Origin of the sequence: Chlorogloeopsis sp. ULAP01, from assembly GCF_030381805.1 — a bacterium.
Lineage (GTDB): Bacteria > Cyanobacteriota > Cyanobacteriia > Cyanobacteriales > Nostocaceae > Chlorogloeopsis.
The window spans coordinates 336230-354483 of record NZ_JAUDRH010000003.1 but is presented as its reverse complement, the minus strand read 5'-3'; the positions used below and the strand labels follow the sequence as shown (position 1 = coordinate 354483).

Genomic DNA, 18254 nt, shown 5'->3' with positions numbered 1-18254 from the left:
AAGAGTGCAGAGGAGAAAATAGACTATATTTCCTCCTCTTTTGTTACTTTTATTCTCACAATCGGTCAAACTGTAAAAACACACCGCCTTTGAACAATTCCGTATTGTCACCGTAACTACTTACCGTGAGCGATCGCAAGTTTTGGAAAAACGGCTTTCCTACTATTTCCAAGATTTTAAGAATTGGCAGTTGACTTTCTAATATTTCTCGGCTTTTTGTCCAGTCGAGATAGATGTAGCCTTGAGTTGGTTGGGGAATGGCAGCGATACTATTTTGAAAAGTCCGATTTTTAATTAAAGAATTGTTTTTGGCATTGAGGACTTCATCGATTGTCTCTAGGTTAGAAGCAAAAATTTCGTAATTACCCTGAGTTGTATGGATTCCGTAAACTTTTGTCTCAACAGTGTATTTGCTTTTGTCTTGAGCATCACCAACTTTCGCAGCTTTGAGTTGCGTCCACGCCGAAATTTTTTGCTTGTCTAAGTCAAAAGTATTCAGTGATAGCCCATTTGAGGAAGCGATCGCATCCAGATGGGAAATACCTGCGGGTGCAGCCTCGGTTTTTTCTGCCACAAAAATCCAGTCGGAATTTGTTTGTTCTGGGCGGGGTAATAATCCAATCGCATATTCTCCTTGTACCCAGCTAAAAATATCTTCTTTTAAGTTGATATTCCAGCGTTTTTGTGCATCGTTGAGGGGTTGTACCAATCGAGATAAACTTTCTTTTCCTGATCCAGATATGGCAGTTGCCACTTGTTGCCAGAGTTGGGCTAAGTTGCTATTATCCAAACTACTCAAATTCTCTCCGGCAATTGCTAACCCTGCTGAAGCCGGAATATACTGTAATGCGCCACTAGCTTTAGATAATGGCTGTGGTGGAGGTAAAGTTTCTCCTTGTCCCAAAAAAGTAGTTTCTGCAACTAATTCCTTATTATTAGGCAAAACCAGAGAAATGACTTCGCTATCATAGGTTGCTATTTCTGGCAGTTTTAACCCTTGCCATTGTGCTATTAGAGGAAGATTCAAGAAAGCTACTGCTAGCGCTCCTTTGGGCAGTTGTTTAATAGCCTGCTGATATTGGTGAGAATTTGTCAAATTCAACTCAGCAGCCTGAACATTATTAATAGCCTCTCGTAGCACTTTGGGATCGTTCGCAAACAAGACAAAGCGATCTCCTACTGCTGCCCCAGCCAGTACCTTATCTGGCTGAGATTCATCAGCAAGCAGCTTCACACCTTCATATTGTTCCACTGTTAAACTTGTCCCAGCTATTGCCCGTTTGGAAAATAACAGATCAACAAACTCACGGCTTTTTTCTGGTTTATTAGTTGCTAGCGCCATCAAATAACCTGGCTGGAGTCCGTTCTCTGGATCGCGATCAATGTCTGGGGTAGTAACAGCCAAAGTAATTTCATTCCCTAACCAAGGCTGAATATCTTGTTTGTAATCTATACCAGTATTGGCGAGTAAGCTGCTTTTAAGCTTGGAAATTTCTCCATTACGTTCAAAAGACTGTAATTTATCTGGATTTACTAGCATCGATAGCATTACTGGCGCTTGTTTAGACACAAAAATTGTGGCTCCAGGCTGCGTGGTAGTTCCACCTCCAAGAGGATTGTTACCAAATGAGTTGGTACAACCAGTCATACCAATTGATAGCAGCATAGTTAAACTAGCTGCTAAAAAACGAAATAATAAACCTTGCTTCATAATTTTTTTCACATAAACTACCTGGGTAGTGCTTACACCCAAAAATATTAAACCGCCTTCTTCTACACCAAAAGCAGTTTTTATGCGAAATCTTTAGTCACTTTAGAAAATAGAGCAAATTTATCCCAATGGCACTGATGTATATGCTCATGTCAACGTGAAGATTTTCTGCGAACATAAATAATATCTAGGAAATCTCTAAGATTGTTTACAAAAGCTTCATGACAGGTAAATCTTTTGGTCAACCCATTACCCAAATTAGTGTAGAAGAACTTGCTCAACGTTTATTAGCAGGCGAGGCGAGCCTTCAGTTAGTAGACGTGCGCGAACCACAAGAAGTAGCGATCGCTTCTCTTGAGGGCTTTGTCAATCTTCCTCTCAGTCAATTTGCTGACTGGGCAGATCAAGTCCAAACCCGTTTCGATCCTCACGCTGAAACTTTTGTACTCTGTCATCACGGCATTCGTTCTGCTCAGATGTGTCAGTGGCTTATTGCTCAAGGTTTTACAAATGTTAAAAATATTGCTGGTGGTATTGATGCATATTCAAACTTAGTCGATCCTTCTATTCCTCAGTATTAATCGGTAATGACGAAACCAGCTTTATTTTGCTATTCTGGACTTAAGACAATATTAATTCTAGATTCTAAGCGGAAATACTTAGCAGCATCTGGTTTGTAAATATTTAGTCGATTCGCTGTTGAATCTACTTTTGCGAGAATCCGGCAAACTAATCACTAAAACCCTGTCAAATCCGCGCTCTCATATAAACATACGTAAATTGCAAATACTGTAACTTCTTAATTTGGAGAACATTTTTTGCTAGAGGTAAAACAGTAACTTTGTTTTTACGTATTCCAAGATACCTTCTGAATTTGATATCTTGCTTAACTAATTATTAATGGTTATTGCAACATCTGATAAATTTTTCATTTTTCAAAAATTGATTTAAATTTAGCTTCGATAAATACTCGCCATGCAAGTCCAGCTAACAAATCGACAACAACACATACTCTGGGCAACAGTACGTCATTATATCGCCACGGCAGAACCTGTTGGTTCCAAAGCTTTAGTTGAGGAATATAACTTGGGTGTTAGTTCAGCAACGATTCGCAACGTGATGGGTATGTTAGAAAAAGTTGGACTACTTTATCAGCCCCACACTTCTGCGGGCAGAGTACCTTCCGACTCTGGCTATCGCATTTACGTTGACAAGCTGATTACACCTTCTGATACTTTAGCGCGGCAGGTAGAAGATGCACTGCAACATCGCCTCAAGTGGGAAGATTGGAGTTTGGAAGCTTTATTGCAAGGAGCAGCTCAAATCTTAGCAACCTTGAGTGGTTGCATTAGCTTGATTACCATGCCGCAGAATGTAAGCGCCCAACTGCGACATCTACAATTGGTGCAAATTGAATCGGGCAAGGTAATGTTGATTGTGGTAACGGATAGTTACGAAACCCATTCGGCATTAATGGATTTGCCACCAAAACGACAAGAAAGACAACTCGATCTGGAGGTAATAGATCGGGAGTTGCAAATTGTTTCCAACTTTCTAAATAATCATTTGCGGGGGCGTAGTCTCCTAGAATTAGCTAACTTAGACTGGAGTCAGTTGGATCGGGAGTTTCAGCACTACGGCGAATACTTAAAAGAGTCACTAGCAGAATTTAGTCGTCGGAGTTTAACACCAAATACCACACAAATAATGGTTCGCGGTGTCTCAGAAGTGCTGCGGCAGCCAGAATTTTCGCACCTCCAACAAGTGCAAGCAATTATCCAGCTATTAGAAGAAGAACAAGAACAATTGTGGCAATTAATAGTTGACGAGCCAGAGGTAGAGGAAGTTGGTAAATCACGAGTGACAGTTCGGATTGGTTCAGAAAATCCTCTCGAACCCATACGTACTTGTAGCTTAATTTCTTCTACCTATCGTCGTGGTTCAGTGCCTGTAGGTAGTGTAGGCGTTTTGGGGCCAACACGCTTAGATTATGAAGGAGCGATCGCAGTCGTAGCCGCAGCTGCTGATTACCTATCGGAAGCGTTGAGCCAATAATCTTGTATCCCTAAACTCCGTACTATTGCCTTTGATGATCGAGCTTTGACTAAATTTTAGAGACTATATTATACCAATTCGTAATATCCTCCAGGAAGCCGTCCAACGTACTGCGCTTCTTTATGCCAGGGGAACTCGTCAATTATAACTTTAGTATGAATTATTTATTTTGCCAGCTTCAGTAAAATAAATCTTCATGCAACAAAAAACTGTATTTTGGTTAATCTGGCTAGGATTGATTATCTATGCCTTTGTGTTTGCCCCTCCCAATCAACCTGACACATTCGAGTTGATTAAAAATCTTTCCACAGGGCGATGGCAAGGCATTAATCCGCTTGTTATCTCACTGTTCAACATTATGGGCGTTTGGCCTTTAATTTACAGTGCAGTCATTTTTATAGATGGGAAAGGACAAAAAATTCCCGCTTGGCCTTTCGCTGTTCTCTCTTTTGCAGTCGGAGCCTTTGCCCTGCTACCGTACTTAGCTCTACGGGAACCAAATACACAGTTTTCTGGCCAAAAGAATACTTTTTTAAAGCTACTAGATTCTCGCTGGACTGGTGTGGTTCTGACTATAGGCGCGGCTATTTTAGTTGGCTATGGATTAGGGCAAGGAGATTGGAATAATTTTGTACAGCAGTGGCAAACCAGCCGCTTCATTCATGTGATGAGCTTGGATTTTTGTCTACTTTGCGCTTTATTTCCCGCATTATTGGGAGATGATATGGTGCGTCGTGGATTGAAAAATCCTCAAATATTTTGGTTGGTAGCGCTCATTCCACTATTTAGCCCGTTGATGTATCTGTGTATACGTCCACCTTTACCAGAAGCGAGTTCAGAGCTATTACCCAGTTAGAACCCACTGTATAAACTCAGAATTATGACTAGAAGAATAACACTTTGGTCGTTGTGGGCTGGATTTATTGCTTATATTTTGTGGCTAGCTCCACCTTTTCATTTAGAAGCCACAGTTATACTACTAAAAAATATCTTCACCCTGAATTGGACAGAAGTAAATCCTGTCATTCTATCGTTATTTTCTCTGATTGGTATTTGGCTATTTATTTATAGCGCCCTTCTGTTTTTTGATGGTAGGATGCAAAAGACTCCTTTTTGGCCTTTTGCTTTAGCAACAGTAGGAGCAGGAGTAATTGGTTTGCTGCCTTACTTGGCATCTCGCGAACCAAATCAAGAATTTTCTGGACAAAAAGATGCTTTTTTACAGTTGTTAGATTCTCGCTTTTTCGGTGTAATCCAAAGTTTAACCACTATTGGCTTATTTGCCTATGCTATGATGTTTGGCGATTGGGCAGGTTACTGGCAGCAGTTTTTGGGCGATCGCTTCATTCATGGCATGAGTTTGGCATTTTGCTTGTTCTGCCTGTTATTCCCAACTGTTTTGGGTGATGATATGGCACGGCGCGGCTTGAATAACCCCCAAATATTCTGGGCTATAGCGTTTTTACCATTATTTGGCCCTTTAATCTATCTTTGCCTGCGCCCTCCATTACCGGAACCCAGCATTCACCTCAAGCAACCAGAAAATGCCTATTAGAATAAGAAATTAAAAAGCAAAATAATAGTGAAATTGTGCCTATAACTTTGATGCAAAAAAAACCAATTGTAATTGCACATCGAGGCGCAAGCGGTTACCGCCCAGAACATACACTAGCTGCTTATGAATTAGCGATTGAGATGGGTGCTGATTTCATTGAACCAGACTTAGTTATCACCAAGGATGGTATTTTAATTGCTCGTCATGAAAATGAAATTTCTGAAACAACAGATGTTGCTGTTCGCCCAGAATTTTTAAGTCGTAAAGCTCTCAAGATTATCGATGGGGAAGCCAAAATAGGCTGGTTTACTGAAGATTTTACTCTAGCAGAAATTAAAACAATAAGAGCTAAAGAACGAATTCCCCAATTGCGTCCTCAAAATACAAAGTTTGATGGAATTTTAGAAATTCCTACCTTGCAGGAAGTTATTGATTTAGTAAAGCGTAAAAGTATAGAAACAGGACGCATCATTGGAATTTATCCAGAAACTAAGCACCCAACTTACTTTCAATTGATTGGCTTGTCGCTAGAAGATATTCTAATCGAAACTTTGCAAGCTAATGGTTATGAGGGAAATAATGCACCTATTTTTATTCAGTCTTTTGAAGTGACTAATCTTAAATACTTGTCTACAAAAACTGATTTACCACTAGTACAACTGCTTAATCTTAATGCTAAACCTTATGATTTTATAGTGAACAGCGATACTCAAACCTACATAGATTTGGTAAAAATAGAAGAATTAAAGAAAATTTCAAGTTATGCTCAAGCTATTGGTATTCATAAAAACTTACTTGTGCCTAGAGATGATAACGGTAAATTGTTATCACCAACATCTTTAGTCAGTGATGCTCATGCAGCTAATTTGCTAATTCATGCCTGGACTTTCCGTAACGAAGATTGCTTTTTGCCACAGGATTTACAAGGAAACCCTCAAGGAGAGTATGAACTGTTTTTTAATTTAGGAATTGATGGTGTATTCAGCGATTATCCTGATACGGCTATTTCTGTTTATCTAAGTATGAAATAGAGTTTTTATTTATTTGTTCTGATTTTTTAATACCAAAGCCTAAATGATAATTTTAAGTCGGTGGAATTTGAATTAAAAATTCTGTACCTTCTGGCAAGGAAATATACTGCAATTTTCCACCATGATTCTCAGTAATAATTTGATAACTAATTGAAAGTCCTAATCCATTTCCTGCTTCCTGAGGTTGAAGAGAGAAAAAAGGTTGAAATATTTGACTCGGTACTAAATCTTTCATCCCTAAACCATTATTTGCAATCTTAATTGTCACTTGCTGTTTATCTATAGTAGTAGTTATACGAATCTCAGGATAAATACTTTTTGTGTTGTCTTCTACACATATCGATTCATCCAAAGACTCGATCGCATTTATAAGTAGATTCATAAATACTTGATTTAGTTGTCCTGGATAACATTCTACTTTTGGTAAATTACCATATTCTTTGATAACTTGAATGGCAGGGCGTTTAGGCTTTGCTTTCAAGCGATGCTGTAAAATCATCAGAGTTACTTCTAATCCTTCATGAATATCAACAACTTTTTTTCGCTCTCCATCCGCTCGTGAAAAGTTTTGTAGAGATTGCATCGTGCTACGGATACTATCCGTTCCTACCTTCATTGAAGAAATTAGCTTCGGTAAATCTTCTAAGATATGAACTAGATCCATTATCTCTATTTTTTCTTCAATATCGCTTCCTGGGTAGGGGAATTTTTTTTGATAAAGATAAATTAATTTAACAAGTTCTTCAACATAGTTGCTAGCATGATACAAATTAGTGGAAATCAGTCCAATAGGATTGTTGACTTCATGAGCAATACCAGTAACCACCTGCCCTAAGGAGGAAATTTTTTCACTTTGAACTAGTTGTAACTGAGTTTTTTTAAGTTGCTCTAAAGCTAGAGAAAGTTCAGCAGTTCTTTCTTGTACTCTTTTTTCTAGTTGCTGCTTTTGTTCATCTAACTCTAAATTCAATCTTCGCATTTTTAAATGTAATTTAACTCTGGCTAATACTTCTTCTTGCTGAAAGGGTTTAAGAATATAATCAACAGCACCTAGCGTTAAACCTTTGATTTTTTCTTCTATTTCTGAAAGTGATGTAATAAAAATAATTGGAATATCTCTGGTTGATAAATCTGTTTGTAGAAGGCGACAAGTTTCAAAACCATCTAATTTTGGCATCATCACATCTAATAAAATCAAGTCTGGTGGATTATTTTTTACGTTTTCAATTCCGTTGATGCCGTTTCTCTCAGCCAAAACTTTATAGCCTGCATTAGTCAAAGTCGTATATAAAACTTCTATATTGGTGGGACTATCATCAATGACTAAAATAGTCTCATAAGAATTTTTTTCTACTTCTTTAATGGCTGAACTCATGTCTTTTTGATTTTTGTACTGTTCTTGCTTATATATTTCCCAAATTGCAATTCAAAATTGAGATCATTTGTTTCAAGCTGTCTTCCTTGTAAGAGTCAATCTCCCCTCTAACAGCCCAAAGGCAGCAGCCCACCACTTTCGTACCTTCGTTACCAAATTCTGGCTGTTGTTGAGAATGGTGCAAGACTTTCATTGATTTCATCACATAACAAAGTATGAAAATCTTTATTCCTACTTGCGCGACAGCAAATAAGCGTAAGTAGACGTAAAGCGGCTAATGCCACGGCAGGTGCTACAACGGAGCGGAGCAACTCCTGCTCCGCCTCCGGGGAGCCTCCAAGGGCGCACTGCCTCCTCTGCCTTCTGCTTTATTTTCTAGACAGATATTTAGTTATGCTCTATTTCTGAATGCTACCTCAGTGGGATTGTGGTTGTTGGCAGCATCAAGATTTGATATAAGCTGTCTACAATTGGTAGAGTAATCTAAGTCTAAGGAATAGAAAAATGAGAGTTTGGCTGGCTTGCTTTTTAGTGTTGTTTGCTTTAGCGCAACTGTTTGATTGGATAGAAGAATTGAAGCTACCCTTACCTATTTATATATTAGGTGGTGCTTTTTTAGCTGTTGCATCCAACTACGATAAGCTTTTTGGCGCTTATTTCGGTGATATTACTGATGCAAGCATAGAAGCGCAACTAGAACACCAGCAATTAAACTTATCACCTCAATCCACTGCTTCTGTTTCTTTACCAGAACCTGAAGTAAAAGAGTAACTTACTTGATGGGTAATAGCAGGCAGTTTTAACAAGTATCTATCCAATTACAAAATCTTCTATACCTAATATATTGACTAGGACTTGCTGAAGCTAAAGATTTTTTGTAAGTATATTTACGGAATTAATGCAACTTTTATCTGAAAGTAATCTGAAATATTACAAACTAAATACAACAACTAATAATTAAAATTCTTTGAATGGAGAAAATTATTGAGAAAGGGAATCGTCTAAATAAACGTTTCGTAAGTTGTAAAGTACTGTCGCTAGGATCCTGAAAACAAAGAAAAAGTCAAGGAGATAGCCCCCTGACTAGATTTCAATTATGTTCTACAACACACAACCACACATAACTAGTGAGGTCTACAACTATGTTAAATAAATCATATGCCTTTAGTCCATCAATTTATGCTTTAATTTTTGCAACCTCGAAAAGAGCGATTGCACAAACGCCTAAAATAGTTACATGGAAGTAGAAGATTTGCTATTTAATTCTTAGCTTCAGCAGATTCATATCTCTCAAATGAGATAATATTGACTTTATTTAAGCAAATTCATGTAAATCTGGAGCAAAACGGGTTTTAACTAAGATAGAGGCTTTATTATGCAAATTTCCTCTGTTTTGCGAGGATTTAATCTTATGATCCAGGAATAACTCTGTCAGAAGCTTAATGTTATGGGTATTTAAGCTCTAATATTAGTTTAGATAGCTATAATCACTGAACATTAAGTAACTCAGAACTTTGATTGTTATATTAATTCACGTTTTCAATGTTCAGTAGTTTGCCTATTTGATACTTATCAATAGCTGCGAGTAGGGTACAAACCTCCAAATTTCTTTATGGAACAAATCTAAAATTATTCAATCGATTTGAAGTATATATAAGTTATATTATAAATTTTATAGTTATAAAAAAGTAAAAAATTAATATAAAGATTTTTTGGTAGGAATTATTATACACAGACATTATATATATTAAAGAAAAGAGTAAAAATCACTATCACCACTTAATTTAATCCAAAAGAGAAAGTCCAATAGGTTAGAAAAATTAGACCACAATTGAGAATTGGGTGTAACTCTACATAGACCAAAAATCTCGCTATAATAGCGCTCTCCAAACAAGAGATTATAGTCTTGGTTATTAGTAACTGTTGACGATTATCTGTATAGATAGAATGTTGTGTTGCTCGCTTTCTGTATACTTTAATGGTGGAAGACAATGGCAAGCAACACACGGTGAGAGTGAGTGAGGCAGCACTACCAGGAACCTTATGACCTTTAATAGAATGGATACAAACCAGAGCTAAAAAGTAACCAAGATGCTTTTTTAGAGTAGTTCCCAGGTTTCTCCCTTGTAACCATATTGAAAAATTTCTGGGTGCAAAATTTCTGCTAACATCTCTAAAGATTCTACCAGCCGCGGCCCTGGGCGGTTGAAGTAGGAATTGCCATCAGTAATGTAGACTCTACCAGTTTGGTTGGCGCGGAGTTTTTGCCATTCTGGATTTTTAGTTAACAACTCAGCTTCTTGGCGAGTGCGATCTAAATCAAAGCCACAGGGCATGAATACGATAATATCTGGATTACCAGTGATCAGATTTTCCCATGTTAATTGTGGAGAAGGCTGACCTGTTATGCTAAATAATGGTTTTCCTCCTCCCAAAGTAACTAATTCAGGAATCCAGTTGGCGGCTGCCATCAAAGGATCAATCCATTCAATACAAGCGACAGTCGGTAGCTTTTCTGATTGGGAAAGCCCTTGGGTTTTCTGAGCGACAATTTTCACACGAGCTTCCAAGTTTTCTAGCACTTTTATGGAGTCTACTTGGAATACATTAGCTACTCTTTCAATATCAGCCCAAACCTCATTAAGAAGATTTGGTTTTAAAGAAATAATTTCGGGTGCGGTGTGAGTGAGTGAAGCTACAGCTTTTTCTACATCCAAAACACTAACAGCACAAACTTCACACTGATCTTGAGTGACGATATGAGTAGGCTGTAATTTTTCTAAGACGTCTGTTTTAATTTCGTAGATACTTAGAGCATTTTGAAGCAGATTGCTAACTTCATCATGAATTTTGCTGCTAGATGCCTCCGTATTTAGCCTGGGTTGGGTACAAATTGGACGATCTTGAATTTCTGGAGGATAGTCGCACTCATGCGATCGCCCAACAATAGCATCAGTCAATCCTAGTACAGCTAAAATTTCTGTTCCACTGGGAATTAGGGAGACAATTCTCAAGTTACCATCGGTCATTACTCCATCTCCACAACAGTTGCAACTATTTTTATTGTTGCAAATTCAAGTTGCTTGGGTATCTGCCTGTAGGTGAGAGGAGAGTTTTACCACAGGATTAGGATAGGAAATTAAGACTTACGCACAAAGGTGATTTTTTATTTGAGGCTGCCTGTCATGGGTAATACGGTTCATTTCGCGGTAGCCGTCACATCCTCAAAGGTACGGCTATACGTAGACATTTATAGAGCAGCTATCCGCAGAGTGTGAAGTTTATCAAAAGCAGGCTTTTCTGTAATTACAGGCTTTATGGCATAGCTCAATCATCAACAATGTTATGTTATGGGGTACTGGAGCATATATGATTATGAGTGTTTTTATACTCTGATAAGTGTTTATAAAGTTGAAATAAATTCTTCGATTTCGTGTATAAATTACTTTATTGTCAGTCTTTTTACTGAAAATTAAGGTTAACAGACTTACCAAAAATGGTGGAGTGTAAGGAAAGCGAGCAAACTGCGAAAGCAGTGGCTGAAAGCCAAGAAATTATGAACATCGGCGAAGAAGTTCAACCCTTTAAAGGTTGGGAGGAATCGCCGCCCGTTGATTTAGGGCAAGGGGTAATGGGCAACTCTCGATTCTCTATGCCCACAAAACTTCAGTCAATAGATGAGCTTAGTTTGAAAGGACTTGCATTGTCTGCCTCAAAAAATATTGAATCTCGATTTCATTGTCTATCACAGACAACTGTTGAATGCTTGATTATAGACGACAATGGAATTATTTTAGACGCCAATCTAATAGTTACAAAAATGACTGGTGATGAAATTACAAAGCTTACTAGTAAAAAAAGCTTTGATTTGCTAACAGCAACATCACCACAGTTAATCAGAAAACATATTCTTTTCGGGTACGAAAAACCGTATCAAGTAATTGTAGTTAAAAAAGACGGTTCTACTGTTGCGGTGGAAATGCAAAGCAAAATCATTCCTTACCAAGGGCAAAACATACAGGTATTAGCAATTAGAGATATTACAGAACGCAAGCAAAAAGAAGAGATTTTGCAAAGAAGGGAAAATTTTCTACGAAAACAGAACCAAATTCTAGTACAGATAGCCAAAAGCAAGACATTGCAGCAAGGTAATCTACACATAGCATTGAGGGAAATAACAGAAGCCACAGCCCAAACTGTAGAGGTTAAACGAGTCAGTGTATGGTTATATAATTCAGAGCGCTCAAAAATAGAATGTGTCGATTTGTACGATGCTACAACACACTGTCATAGCTCTGGCATGACGTTTTGGAAAGCCAATTTTCCTGTGTTTTTTCAGGCTTTAGAGCAAGAACGTAGTATTGCTGCACACGATGCCTTTGATGACAACAGAACCCAAGAACTATCTGAGCCTTATCTTTTTGTATTTGGCATTGCATCTTTGTTGGTTGCACCTATTTGGTTGGGAGGTGTTTTAGTAGGGGCGGTGTGTCACGAACACATCGGTTATATTCGCCAATGGACATTGGAGGAAGAGAACTTCGCTGGCACAATTGCAGATTTTATTGGATTAGCAATAGAAGCGAGCGAACGCAATACAGCACAAGAAACACTACGATATAGTGAGGCACAATTTCGGGCAATTTTTGAGTGTTCGTCTGTCGGTATCGGATTGGTAGATATGAAAGCACAGATTGTAGATACCAATCCAGCGCTGTGTAAAATACTGGGCTACAGTCGGGAAAAATTATGCGGTAGTAGCTTTGCAGATTATATTGTCAAGCAAGAGGGAGATTTAGAACTTTATCAACAACTAATGTTGGGAATTCGCGATCGCCTGGAAATGGAGAGGCGCTTTGTGCATCAAGATGGTAGATTAGTTTGGACTCAGTTGAGTGTTTCTTTAATTTCCAGTCCAAATGGCGAACCTCAATATTTTCTCACCATGATTGAGGATATTACCGAGCGCAAACAAACAGAGTTAAAACTATGTGAAAGTAAAGAAGCAGCAGAAGCTGGAAGTCGAGCAAAAAGTGAATTTTTGGCAACTATGAGTCATGAGTTGCGAACACCTCTGAATGCAATTATGGGTTTGTCTCAGCTGCTGCAACAAGAAATGGCTGGTTGTCTTAACGACAAGCAGAAAGAGTACATTAATTGTATTTACAGTAGTGGCGAACACTTACTAGCACTGATTAACGATATTCTCGATTTGTCAAAAGTGGAAGCTGGCAAAGAAGAACTGTTACTATCTGAGTTGCCAGTACAAGAATTGTGTGCTCATGTTGTGTCTACTGTACGCGATCGCGCTGAAAAAAAGGGATTGCAACTAATAACTGAAATTGATAAACAAGCAGATATTTGCATTGCCGATGAACGACGCATCAAGCAAATGCTGCTCAATCTATTTACAAATGCAATTAAATTTACTCCTGCGGGTAGAGTATCTTTAGAAGTTAGAAAAATATCTTTAGGTATAACTTTTACCGTATCAGATACAGGCATAGGTATTGCTCCTAGCCATTTCAAGTTTCTGTTTGAACCGTTTAAACAGCTTGATAGCAGACTTAGCCGTCAGTACGAAGGCACAGGATTGGGTTTAGCTTTGACGCGTAAATTAGCCCGTTTGCACGGTGGCGATGTGACAGTAGAGTCAACTTTGGGAAAGGGGAGTAGGTTTACAATATTTTTGCCCAATCAACTTCATCAAGAAAGTGAGGAGACAGGGATGTTAACATCTGCGCACACCAATTGATGCGCGGCTTTTAGAGAGGCGATCGCACACTGCTTTTCCTGAAGGAGTCGATTTATAATTACAACTACAGATGGACACAGATGACACCGATAAAATCTGTGTTTATCGGTGTTAATCTATGGTCGATTTGTTAGAAAATCATGAGTGCAAGAGATTTAATCGCGAAAGACGCAACTCTATTTAATAACCACTAACAATTCAAATATTTCTTCATTTTCACATGACGAATTCCAGCTTCTTCAAATACTTCTCCTTCTTCTTGAAAACCTAGTTGTTGATGCAAACCCTTTACATACTCTTGAGCATGAATTACAACTTCTGGAATATTTTTACTAGCTATTACTAAAAGTGCTTTTTCCATAATTTTCTTGCCAAAACCTTGTCCTCTAGCTATTGGCAAAACGGCTAATCTTTCTATCTTTGCAGTCTGAGCATTCAAGTATCTAATCCTAGCAGTTCCTACTACTTCGTCATTTAAATAAGCAATTAATTGCTCAGAAATTTCATCATCACCATCAAAATCCAAATCTGAATCTACTCCTTGCCCCTCTTGAAAAACTATCCTTCTAATTTCCTCACTTTTCGGAAAATCTTCCTGATAATCAGCCAATTTAATAATTAAATCACTCATCAAAATTTCTTATGCCAATTCTCTATAAACTTGCACTGAATGAGTACCAATTTCTTCCTTTGTGTTCTACCCTTACGGGTAGACACGTAGACGGACGTAGTCCGGCTTCTCGTAGAGTAGTGGCTTCTGTAGACGGGCTTTGCCCGGCTTCCCGTAGGGTAAGTAGCCGCTCCGCGTCTAATGTGCTCTTTGTGGTTAGTTTTTTAATATTAAGTACATCTTTCGCATTTTGATAGTTCATTTATAAAATAAGGTGGGCATTGCCCACCTATCAAACCTAGATTATTCTGCCCCTTCAATCGGAGCAAAACCTTGTCGTTGAATATTTTCCGTTACAGTACGCGGTTCTAGAAATTGTAGCAAGTAGTCGGGGCCTCCTGCTTTGGAACCAACTCCAGAAAGCTTGAAACCACCAAAAGGTTGACGTGCAACTATAGCGCCCGTAATTGTACGGTTAATGTACAAGTTTCCAACCTCAAAGTCTTCCTGCGCTTTTTGGATGTGTGAAGGAGTTCTAGAGTAAAGCCCTCCTGTTAAAGCATAATTAGTATCATTGGCAATTGAGAGCGCTTCTTGGAAATTTTTTGCCTTAATTACTGCCACAACAGGGCCAAAAATTTCTTGTTGGGCAATAATAGCATTTGGTGATACATCTTTAAAGATGACAGGGCCGATAAAATACCCATGATCTGGTGCTGGCAATTCTAAAACTACTTTTGCTTCTGCCTTGCCCTTTTGTATATACTCACGGATGCGATCGCGAGCATTAGCATCAATCACAGGTCCCACAGTAGTGCCAGGTAACTCTGCTGCTCCTATGTTAAGTGATTTTGTCGCTTCTACAAACCGTTGCACAAAGGTATCATAAATCGGTTCTAGAACTACTACTCGCGAACAAGCAGAACATTTTTGCCCACTGTAACCAAAAGCTGATTGCACGACACCCACGACAGCTTGGTCTAAGTCGGCACTTTCATCTACTATAATCGTATTCTTGCCGCCCATTTCGGCAATCACTCGCTTCATGTGCCGTTGCAGAGGTTTGAGAGTTGCTGCTTCAGCGTAAATTTTACAACCAACCTCTTGGGAGCCAGTAAAGACAATCATATGAGTATCAGGATGACTCACCAGATATGCACCAACTTGGGAACCCTTACCAGGAACGTATTGAAATACACCTTGTGGAATTCCAGCTTCTACTAAGATTTCTGTGAGTTTGGCTGCAATGACTGAAGATGTTTCCGCCGGTTTGAGTAGAGTACAATTACCAGCAACTAAAGCTGCAACTGTCATTCCTGTTGCGATCGCTAGCGGAAAATTCCAAGGAGAAATTACCACAGCAATGCCACGCGGTTGGTAGATATAACGATTTATCTCGCCAGCTACGTCGTAATTATAACCTTGGTCGAGCCTTTCCATCTCAGTGGCGTAATAGCGGCAGAAATCTATCGCCTCAGAAACTTCTGCATCTGCTTCCCGCACTGGTTTCCCGACTTCTAAAACGATCCAGGCACTTAATTCGGCGCGGCGTTGTTCCATTAAATCGGCGGCTTTTCGCAAAATACCAGCGCGTTGGCTAACGGGTGTTTTACGCCAACTCGGAAATGCGGCTTTGGCAGCTTGCATCGCTTCTTCTGCTTGTTCAACAGAGATAAGTCCAACTTTACCAATTACTTCACTGAAATTGGAGGGGTTAAGAGAATCAATAATTTCTTGAGTTTGGATGTACTTACCATTTAGTAGGGGGAGATAGGTTCTACCAAATTGCTGACGAACATTTTGGAAAGCTTGTTGAGATTTCTTTTTCGCTTCCGCTTCAGCATAATCTGTATCTGCCGCACCAATGAAGGAGGAGGAGTGGGAGATGGGAGAAGTGGGAGAAGGGGAGACTTTTCCATCCCCTTGTCCCCTTGTCTCCTTGTCCCCTTGTCCTATAGTAGGAGGTGCGAGTAGTTCTTCAATGGGACGATTTTCTAAATTTTGGCGCAAGAAGGAACTATTCGCGGTATTCTCTAACAAGCGACGAATCAGGTAAGCCATCCCTGGTAAGAGTTCGCCATAGGGACAGTAAACACGAACACGATAACCTCGATCTACTAGGGCTTTAGCTAGTTTATCGCCCATTCCGTAGAGGACTTGCATTTCAAAGCAACGATTGGGAACTTTTAGGGTTTGGGCGATCGCGATCGCATGGGCTTGCGATCGCACATTATGGCTACCAATGGCAGAGTATACATATGAATGATTCTCTAACAATAATTGAGTAATCTTCTCAAAATTTACGTCTGTCGCTGCTTTGTCATTGTAAACTGGCTGTGGCCAATGTTTTTGCGCTGCTTTGATGGTTTCCTGATCCCAATACGCGCCTTTTACCAAGCGAATAGTAATCGGATAACCACGCTGATTTGCCCAATTTATTAATTCTCGCGCATCTTGTTCGCTGTCGCGCAGATATGCCTGAATAGTCATGCCGATATCTGTACGTGTGCGAAACTCTTCTTCCATTAAGAGTTTTTTCAGGATGCTGAAAGTGATATCTTTATAGGCATACTGCTCCATATCAAAGTGAACAGCAACGCCTAATTCTTGAGCACGTCGCAGAAGGATGCGGATACGCGAGCTTACCCTTTCTTCACTTCCTTGGGCATCCAACGGATCGAATTGAGAATAAAACGCCGTTAATTTTACAGAAACCTGAACTTTTGGGAGCGCTTCGCCGTTTGCTTCATCGATTAGCGGTACATTTGTCCAATTTTGTGATGCTTCTTGTAATTGTTGCATCAAATCTACATAGCGTTCTAAATAAGATTGAGCTTCTGCTTCGGTAATTACTGCTTCACCTAATAAATCTACAGTGAAAGCCATTTTTTCCTTACGCAGTCGTTCTATTGTCTTTAGCGCCTGTTTAATATTTTCTCCAGCAATATATTTATGAGCTAATGTTTCAACTGCTGTGGCAACGGTGGTAGCAGCGACTTGCCCCGGCATAGAATCAGGGTTAGCAAAGTTTAGCATCCCCTTCAAAGCTGCGGGTAATTCTACCGATTCGTCACCTAAATATTCTTGTAAATGAGCGGCAATTTCTGGCTTACTGCGTAAAGCAGGTAAAGTATCAATAAAGCGAAATAGCTGCACTCGCAACCCAGGATTGCTCATTGCCCAAGCCAGTAATTTATCATCCCAGCGCATCTGATCGCGCAATGCCGAGAAGAAATTACGGTTTTCCTGTGTCGCAGCAAGCAACTGTCTAGCAATTTCTTGGGTTCTTGCTTCGTAGGTGCTTGTTTGTACTTGTAAAACCACAGATGACAAACTCCTTATTTAAAGTCGGGCTTTATTCACAAAACCCCTATATTCTATTGTCGCTCTTTGATGCAAGCTGCCACCACATCCAGATTTTCTGGATATTACACAAATCTTAATCCTTAGCTTGCTTCCAAGTCAGACGATGATGTGATAAATCACACAACTAGTGCATGAACATCTCTTTCCTCTAGCCCCTATTGTCTAGTCAGAATTTATCGCGTTTATACAACCTCAGTTCAATATAATGCTACTTTCGTCGGTATTAGCTGTGAAGTGAATCTGTAATTTTGCCAACAGAATCCGAAAAACTACAAGTTGAATTTGAAGGTAAAAGTACTTAAACTTTAGCCACTATTATGAACAAAGTTAATCAGAAAGCAAAGCGATCGCTTTCGATTGTTTTGACTACAACTTGTGGAGTAGCTTCACTATTGACTGCAATATTTAATACAACTTATTCTGCTTTTGCCTCAGAATTTATTGCTACTAAAAGTTTAGCTGCGAAAAATGACATCATTGCAAATGCATATACTTGCCCACAGTATGCAGGAGGAGGAAAATTAGACGCCTATATTGAAACTCCTAATTTTAATATTTATATTTGCAAAAAGCTGGGCAAACTTTTTTATATAGGTACTTCTAAGCGAAGTGGTAAAGGCACCCGTCCCCTGCTAACTTATGTAGAAGAAGGAACAGGATATGTTGCTAAAAATGGCAACTATGAATATGTTGTCAACGGTGCCGTACTCGAAATTCTCAAAAATGGTAAAGTTGTGCAAACAGATCCTGTAATTAAATATATAAGTGGTTATACAAATTAATGATTGTTTACCAA

Annotated in this window: 14 protein-coding genes; 8 read left to right on the top strand and 6 right to left on the bottom strand. The window is 39.1% G+C overall.

Translation table 11 applies throughout. The features are described from left to right. Positions 1 to 55: 55 nt before the first annotated feature. Positions 56 to 1711: a DUF3352 domain-containing protein gene (locus tag QUB80_RS07755; protein ID WP_289788929.1), complete on the bottom strand. Its 1656-nt coding sequence runs from the start codon at positions 1709 to 1711 to the stop codon at positions 56 to 58. Between the two features lie 221 nt (positions 1712 to 1932). On the opposite strand from QUB80_RS07755, the gene QUB80_RS07750 reads away from it, so the two are divergent. From QUB80_RS07750 to QUB80_RS07730, 5 genes are all read left to right on the top strand, one after another. Next, positions 1933 to 2292: a rhodanese-like domain-containing protein gene (locus QUB80_RS07750; RefSeq protein WP_289788928.1), complete on the top strand. Its 360-nt coding sequence runs from the start codon at positions 1933 to 1935 to the stop codon at positions 2290 to 2292. A 394-nt stretch (positions 2293 to 2686) separates the two neighbouring features. Continuing rightward, positions 2687 to 3766 (top strand): heat-inducible transcriptional repressor HrcA, encoded by a 1080-nt coding sequence (gene hrcA / locus QUB80_RS07745; protein WP_289788927.1) that lies wholly within the window; start codon positions 2687 to 2689, stop codon positions 3764 to 3766. A 196-nt stretch (positions 3767 to 3962) separates the two neighbouring features. After that, complete coding sequence (locus QUB80_RS07740; protein WP_289788926.1) at positions 3963 to 4622, top strand: DUF2834 domain-containing protein; 660 nt, start codon at positions 3963 to 3965, stop codon at positions 4620 to 4622. A gap of 24 nt (positions 4623 to 4646) precedes the next feature. Next, entirely contained in the window at positions 4647 to 5321 is a 675-nt protein-coding gene (locus QUB80_RS07735) for a hypothetical protein (protein ID WP_289788925.1), read from the top strand. A gap of 50 nt (positions 5322 to 5371) precedes the next feature. Further along, a complete protein-coding gene (locus tag QUB80_RS07730; RefSeq protein WP_289788924.1) occupies positions 5372 to 6352 on the top strand; it encodes a glycerophosphodiester phosphodiesterase in 981 nt (326 codons plus the stop codon). A 52-nt stretch (positions 6353 to 6404) separates the two neighbouring features. Here the strand turns inward: QUB80_RS07730 and QUB80_RS07725 are convergent, their stop codons facing one another. Further along, positions 6405 to 7727 carry a sensor histidine kinase gene (locus tag QUB80_RS07725; RefSeq protein ID WP_289788923.1) on the bottom strand — a complete coding sequence of 441 codons (1323 nt, stop codon included), beginning with the start codon at positions 7725 to 7727 and terminating at the stop codon, positions 6405 to 6407. 504 nt (positions 7728 to 8231) lie between these two features. Here QUB80_RS07725 and QUB80_RS07720 point away from each other — a divergent pair. Then, complete coding sequence (locus QUB80_RS07720) at positions 8232 to 8498, top strand: hypothetical protein (protein WP_289788922.1); 267 nt, start codon at positions 8232 to 8234, stop codon at positions 8496 to 8498. 1328 nt (positions 8499 to 9826) lie between these two features. On the opposite strand, the gene QUB80_RS07715 is transcribed toward QUB80_RS07720, so the two are convergent. After that, the gene (locus QUB80_RS07715) at positions 9827 to 10756 is read right to left on the bottom strand and encodes a cobalamin-binding protein (protein ID WP_289788921.1); all 930 of its coding nucleotides are present in this window, start codon (positions 10754 to 10756) and stop codon (positions 9827 to 9829) included. Between the two features lie 467 nt (positions 10757 to 11223). Between QUB80_RS07715 and QUB80_RS07710 the strand changes: the two genes are divergently transcribed. Then, entirely contained in the window at positions 11224 to 13482 is a 2259-nt protein-coding gene (locus tag QUB80_RS07710) for a PAS domain S-box protein (protein WP_289788920.1), read from the top strand. A gap of 190 nt (positions 13483 to 13672) precedes the next feature. On the opposite strand, the gene QUB80_RS07705 is transcribed toward QUB80_RS07710, so the two are convergent. Genes QUB80_RS07705 through pruA form a run of 3 tightly spaced genes read right to left on the bottom strand, consistent with a single transcriptional unit; the run spans position 13673 to position 17416 of the window. After that, positions 13673 to 14113 carry a GNAT family N-acetyltransferase gene (locus QUB80_RS07705; RefSeq protein ID WP_289788919.1) on the bottom strand — a complete coding sequence of 147 codons (441 nt, stop codon included), beginning with the start codon at positions 14111 to 14113 and terminating at the stop codon, positions 13673 to 13675. 22 nt (positions 14114 to 14135) lie between these two features. Next, complete coding sequence (locus QUB80_RS07700) at positions 14136 to 14354, bottom strand: hypothetical protein (protein ID WP_289788918.1); 219 nt, start codon at positions 14352 to 14354, stop codon at positions 14136 to 14138. Positions 14355 to 14395: 41 nt separating this feature from the next. Next, positions 14396 to 17416 (bottom strand): L-glutamate gamma-semialdehyde dehydrogenase, encoded by a 3021-nt coding sequence (pruA, locus tag QUB80_RS07695; protein ID WP_289788917.1) that lies wholly within the window; start codon positions 17414 to 17416, stop codon positions 14396 to 14398. 359 nt (positions 17417 to 17775) lie between these two features. On the opposite strand from pruA, the gene QUB80_RS07690 reads away from it, so the two are divergent. Then, complete coding sequence (locus QUB80_RS07690) at positions 17776 to 18240, top strand: hypothetical protein (protein WP_289788916.1); 465 nt, start codon at positions 17776 to 17778, stop codon at positions 18238 to 18240. Positions 18241 to 18254: the final 14 nt, after the last annotated feature.

Bases quoted from the DNA above. Each gene is read 5' to 3' on its own strand.
- QUB80_RS07755 (WP_289788929.1), bottom strand. From the start codon at position 1,711: ATGAAGCAAGGTTTATTATTTCGTTTTTTAGCAGCTAGTTTAACTATG.
- QUB80_RS07750 (WP_289788928.1), top strand. From the start codon at position 1,933: ATGACAGGTAAATCTTTTGGTCAACCCATTACCCAAATTAGTGTAGAA.
- hrcA (WP_289788927.1), top strand. From the start codon at position 2,687: ATGCAAGTCCAGCTAACAAATCGACAACAACACATACTCTGGGCAACA.
- QUB80_RS07740 (WP_289788926.1), top strand. From the start codon at position 3,963: ATGCAACAAAAAACTGTATTTTGGTTAATCTGGCTAGGATTGATTATC.
- QUB80_RS07735 (WP_289788925.1), top strand. From the start codon at position 4,647: ATGACTAGAAGAATAACACTTTGGTCGTTGTGGGCTGGATTTATTGCT.
- QUB80_RS07730 (WP_289788924.1), top strand. From the start codon at position 5,372: ATGCAAAAAAAACCAATTGTAATTGCACATCGAGGCGCAAGCGGTTAC.
- QUB80_RS07725 (WP_289788923.1), bottom strand. From the start codon at position 7,727: ATGAGTTCAGCCATTAAAGAAGTAGAAAAAAATTCTTATGAGACTATT.
- QUB80_RS07720 (WP_289788922.1), top strand. From the start codon at position 8,232: ATGAGAGTTTGGCTGGCTTGCTTTTTAGTGTTGTTTGCTTTAGCGCAA.
- QUB80_RS07715 (WP_289788921.1), bottom strand. From the start codon at position 10,756: ATGACCGATGGTAACTTGAGAATTGTCTCCCTAATTCCCAGTGGAACA.
- QUB80_RS07710 (WP_289788920.1), top strand. From the start codon at position 11,224: ATGGTGGAGTGTAAGGAAAGCGAGCAAACTGCGAAAGCAGTGGCTGAA.
- QUB80_RS07705 (WP_289788919.1), bottom strand. From the start codon at position 14,113: ATGAGTGATTTAATTATTAAATTGGCTGATTATCAGGAAGATTTTCCG.
- QUB80_RS07700 (WP_289788918.1), bottom strand. From the start codon at position 14,354: ATGAACTATCAAAATGCGAAAGATGTACTTAATATTAAAAAACTAACC.
- QUB80_RS07690 (WP_289788916.1), top strand. From the start codon at position 17,776: ATGAACAAAGTTAATCAGAAAGCAAAGCGATCGCTTTCGATTGTTTTG.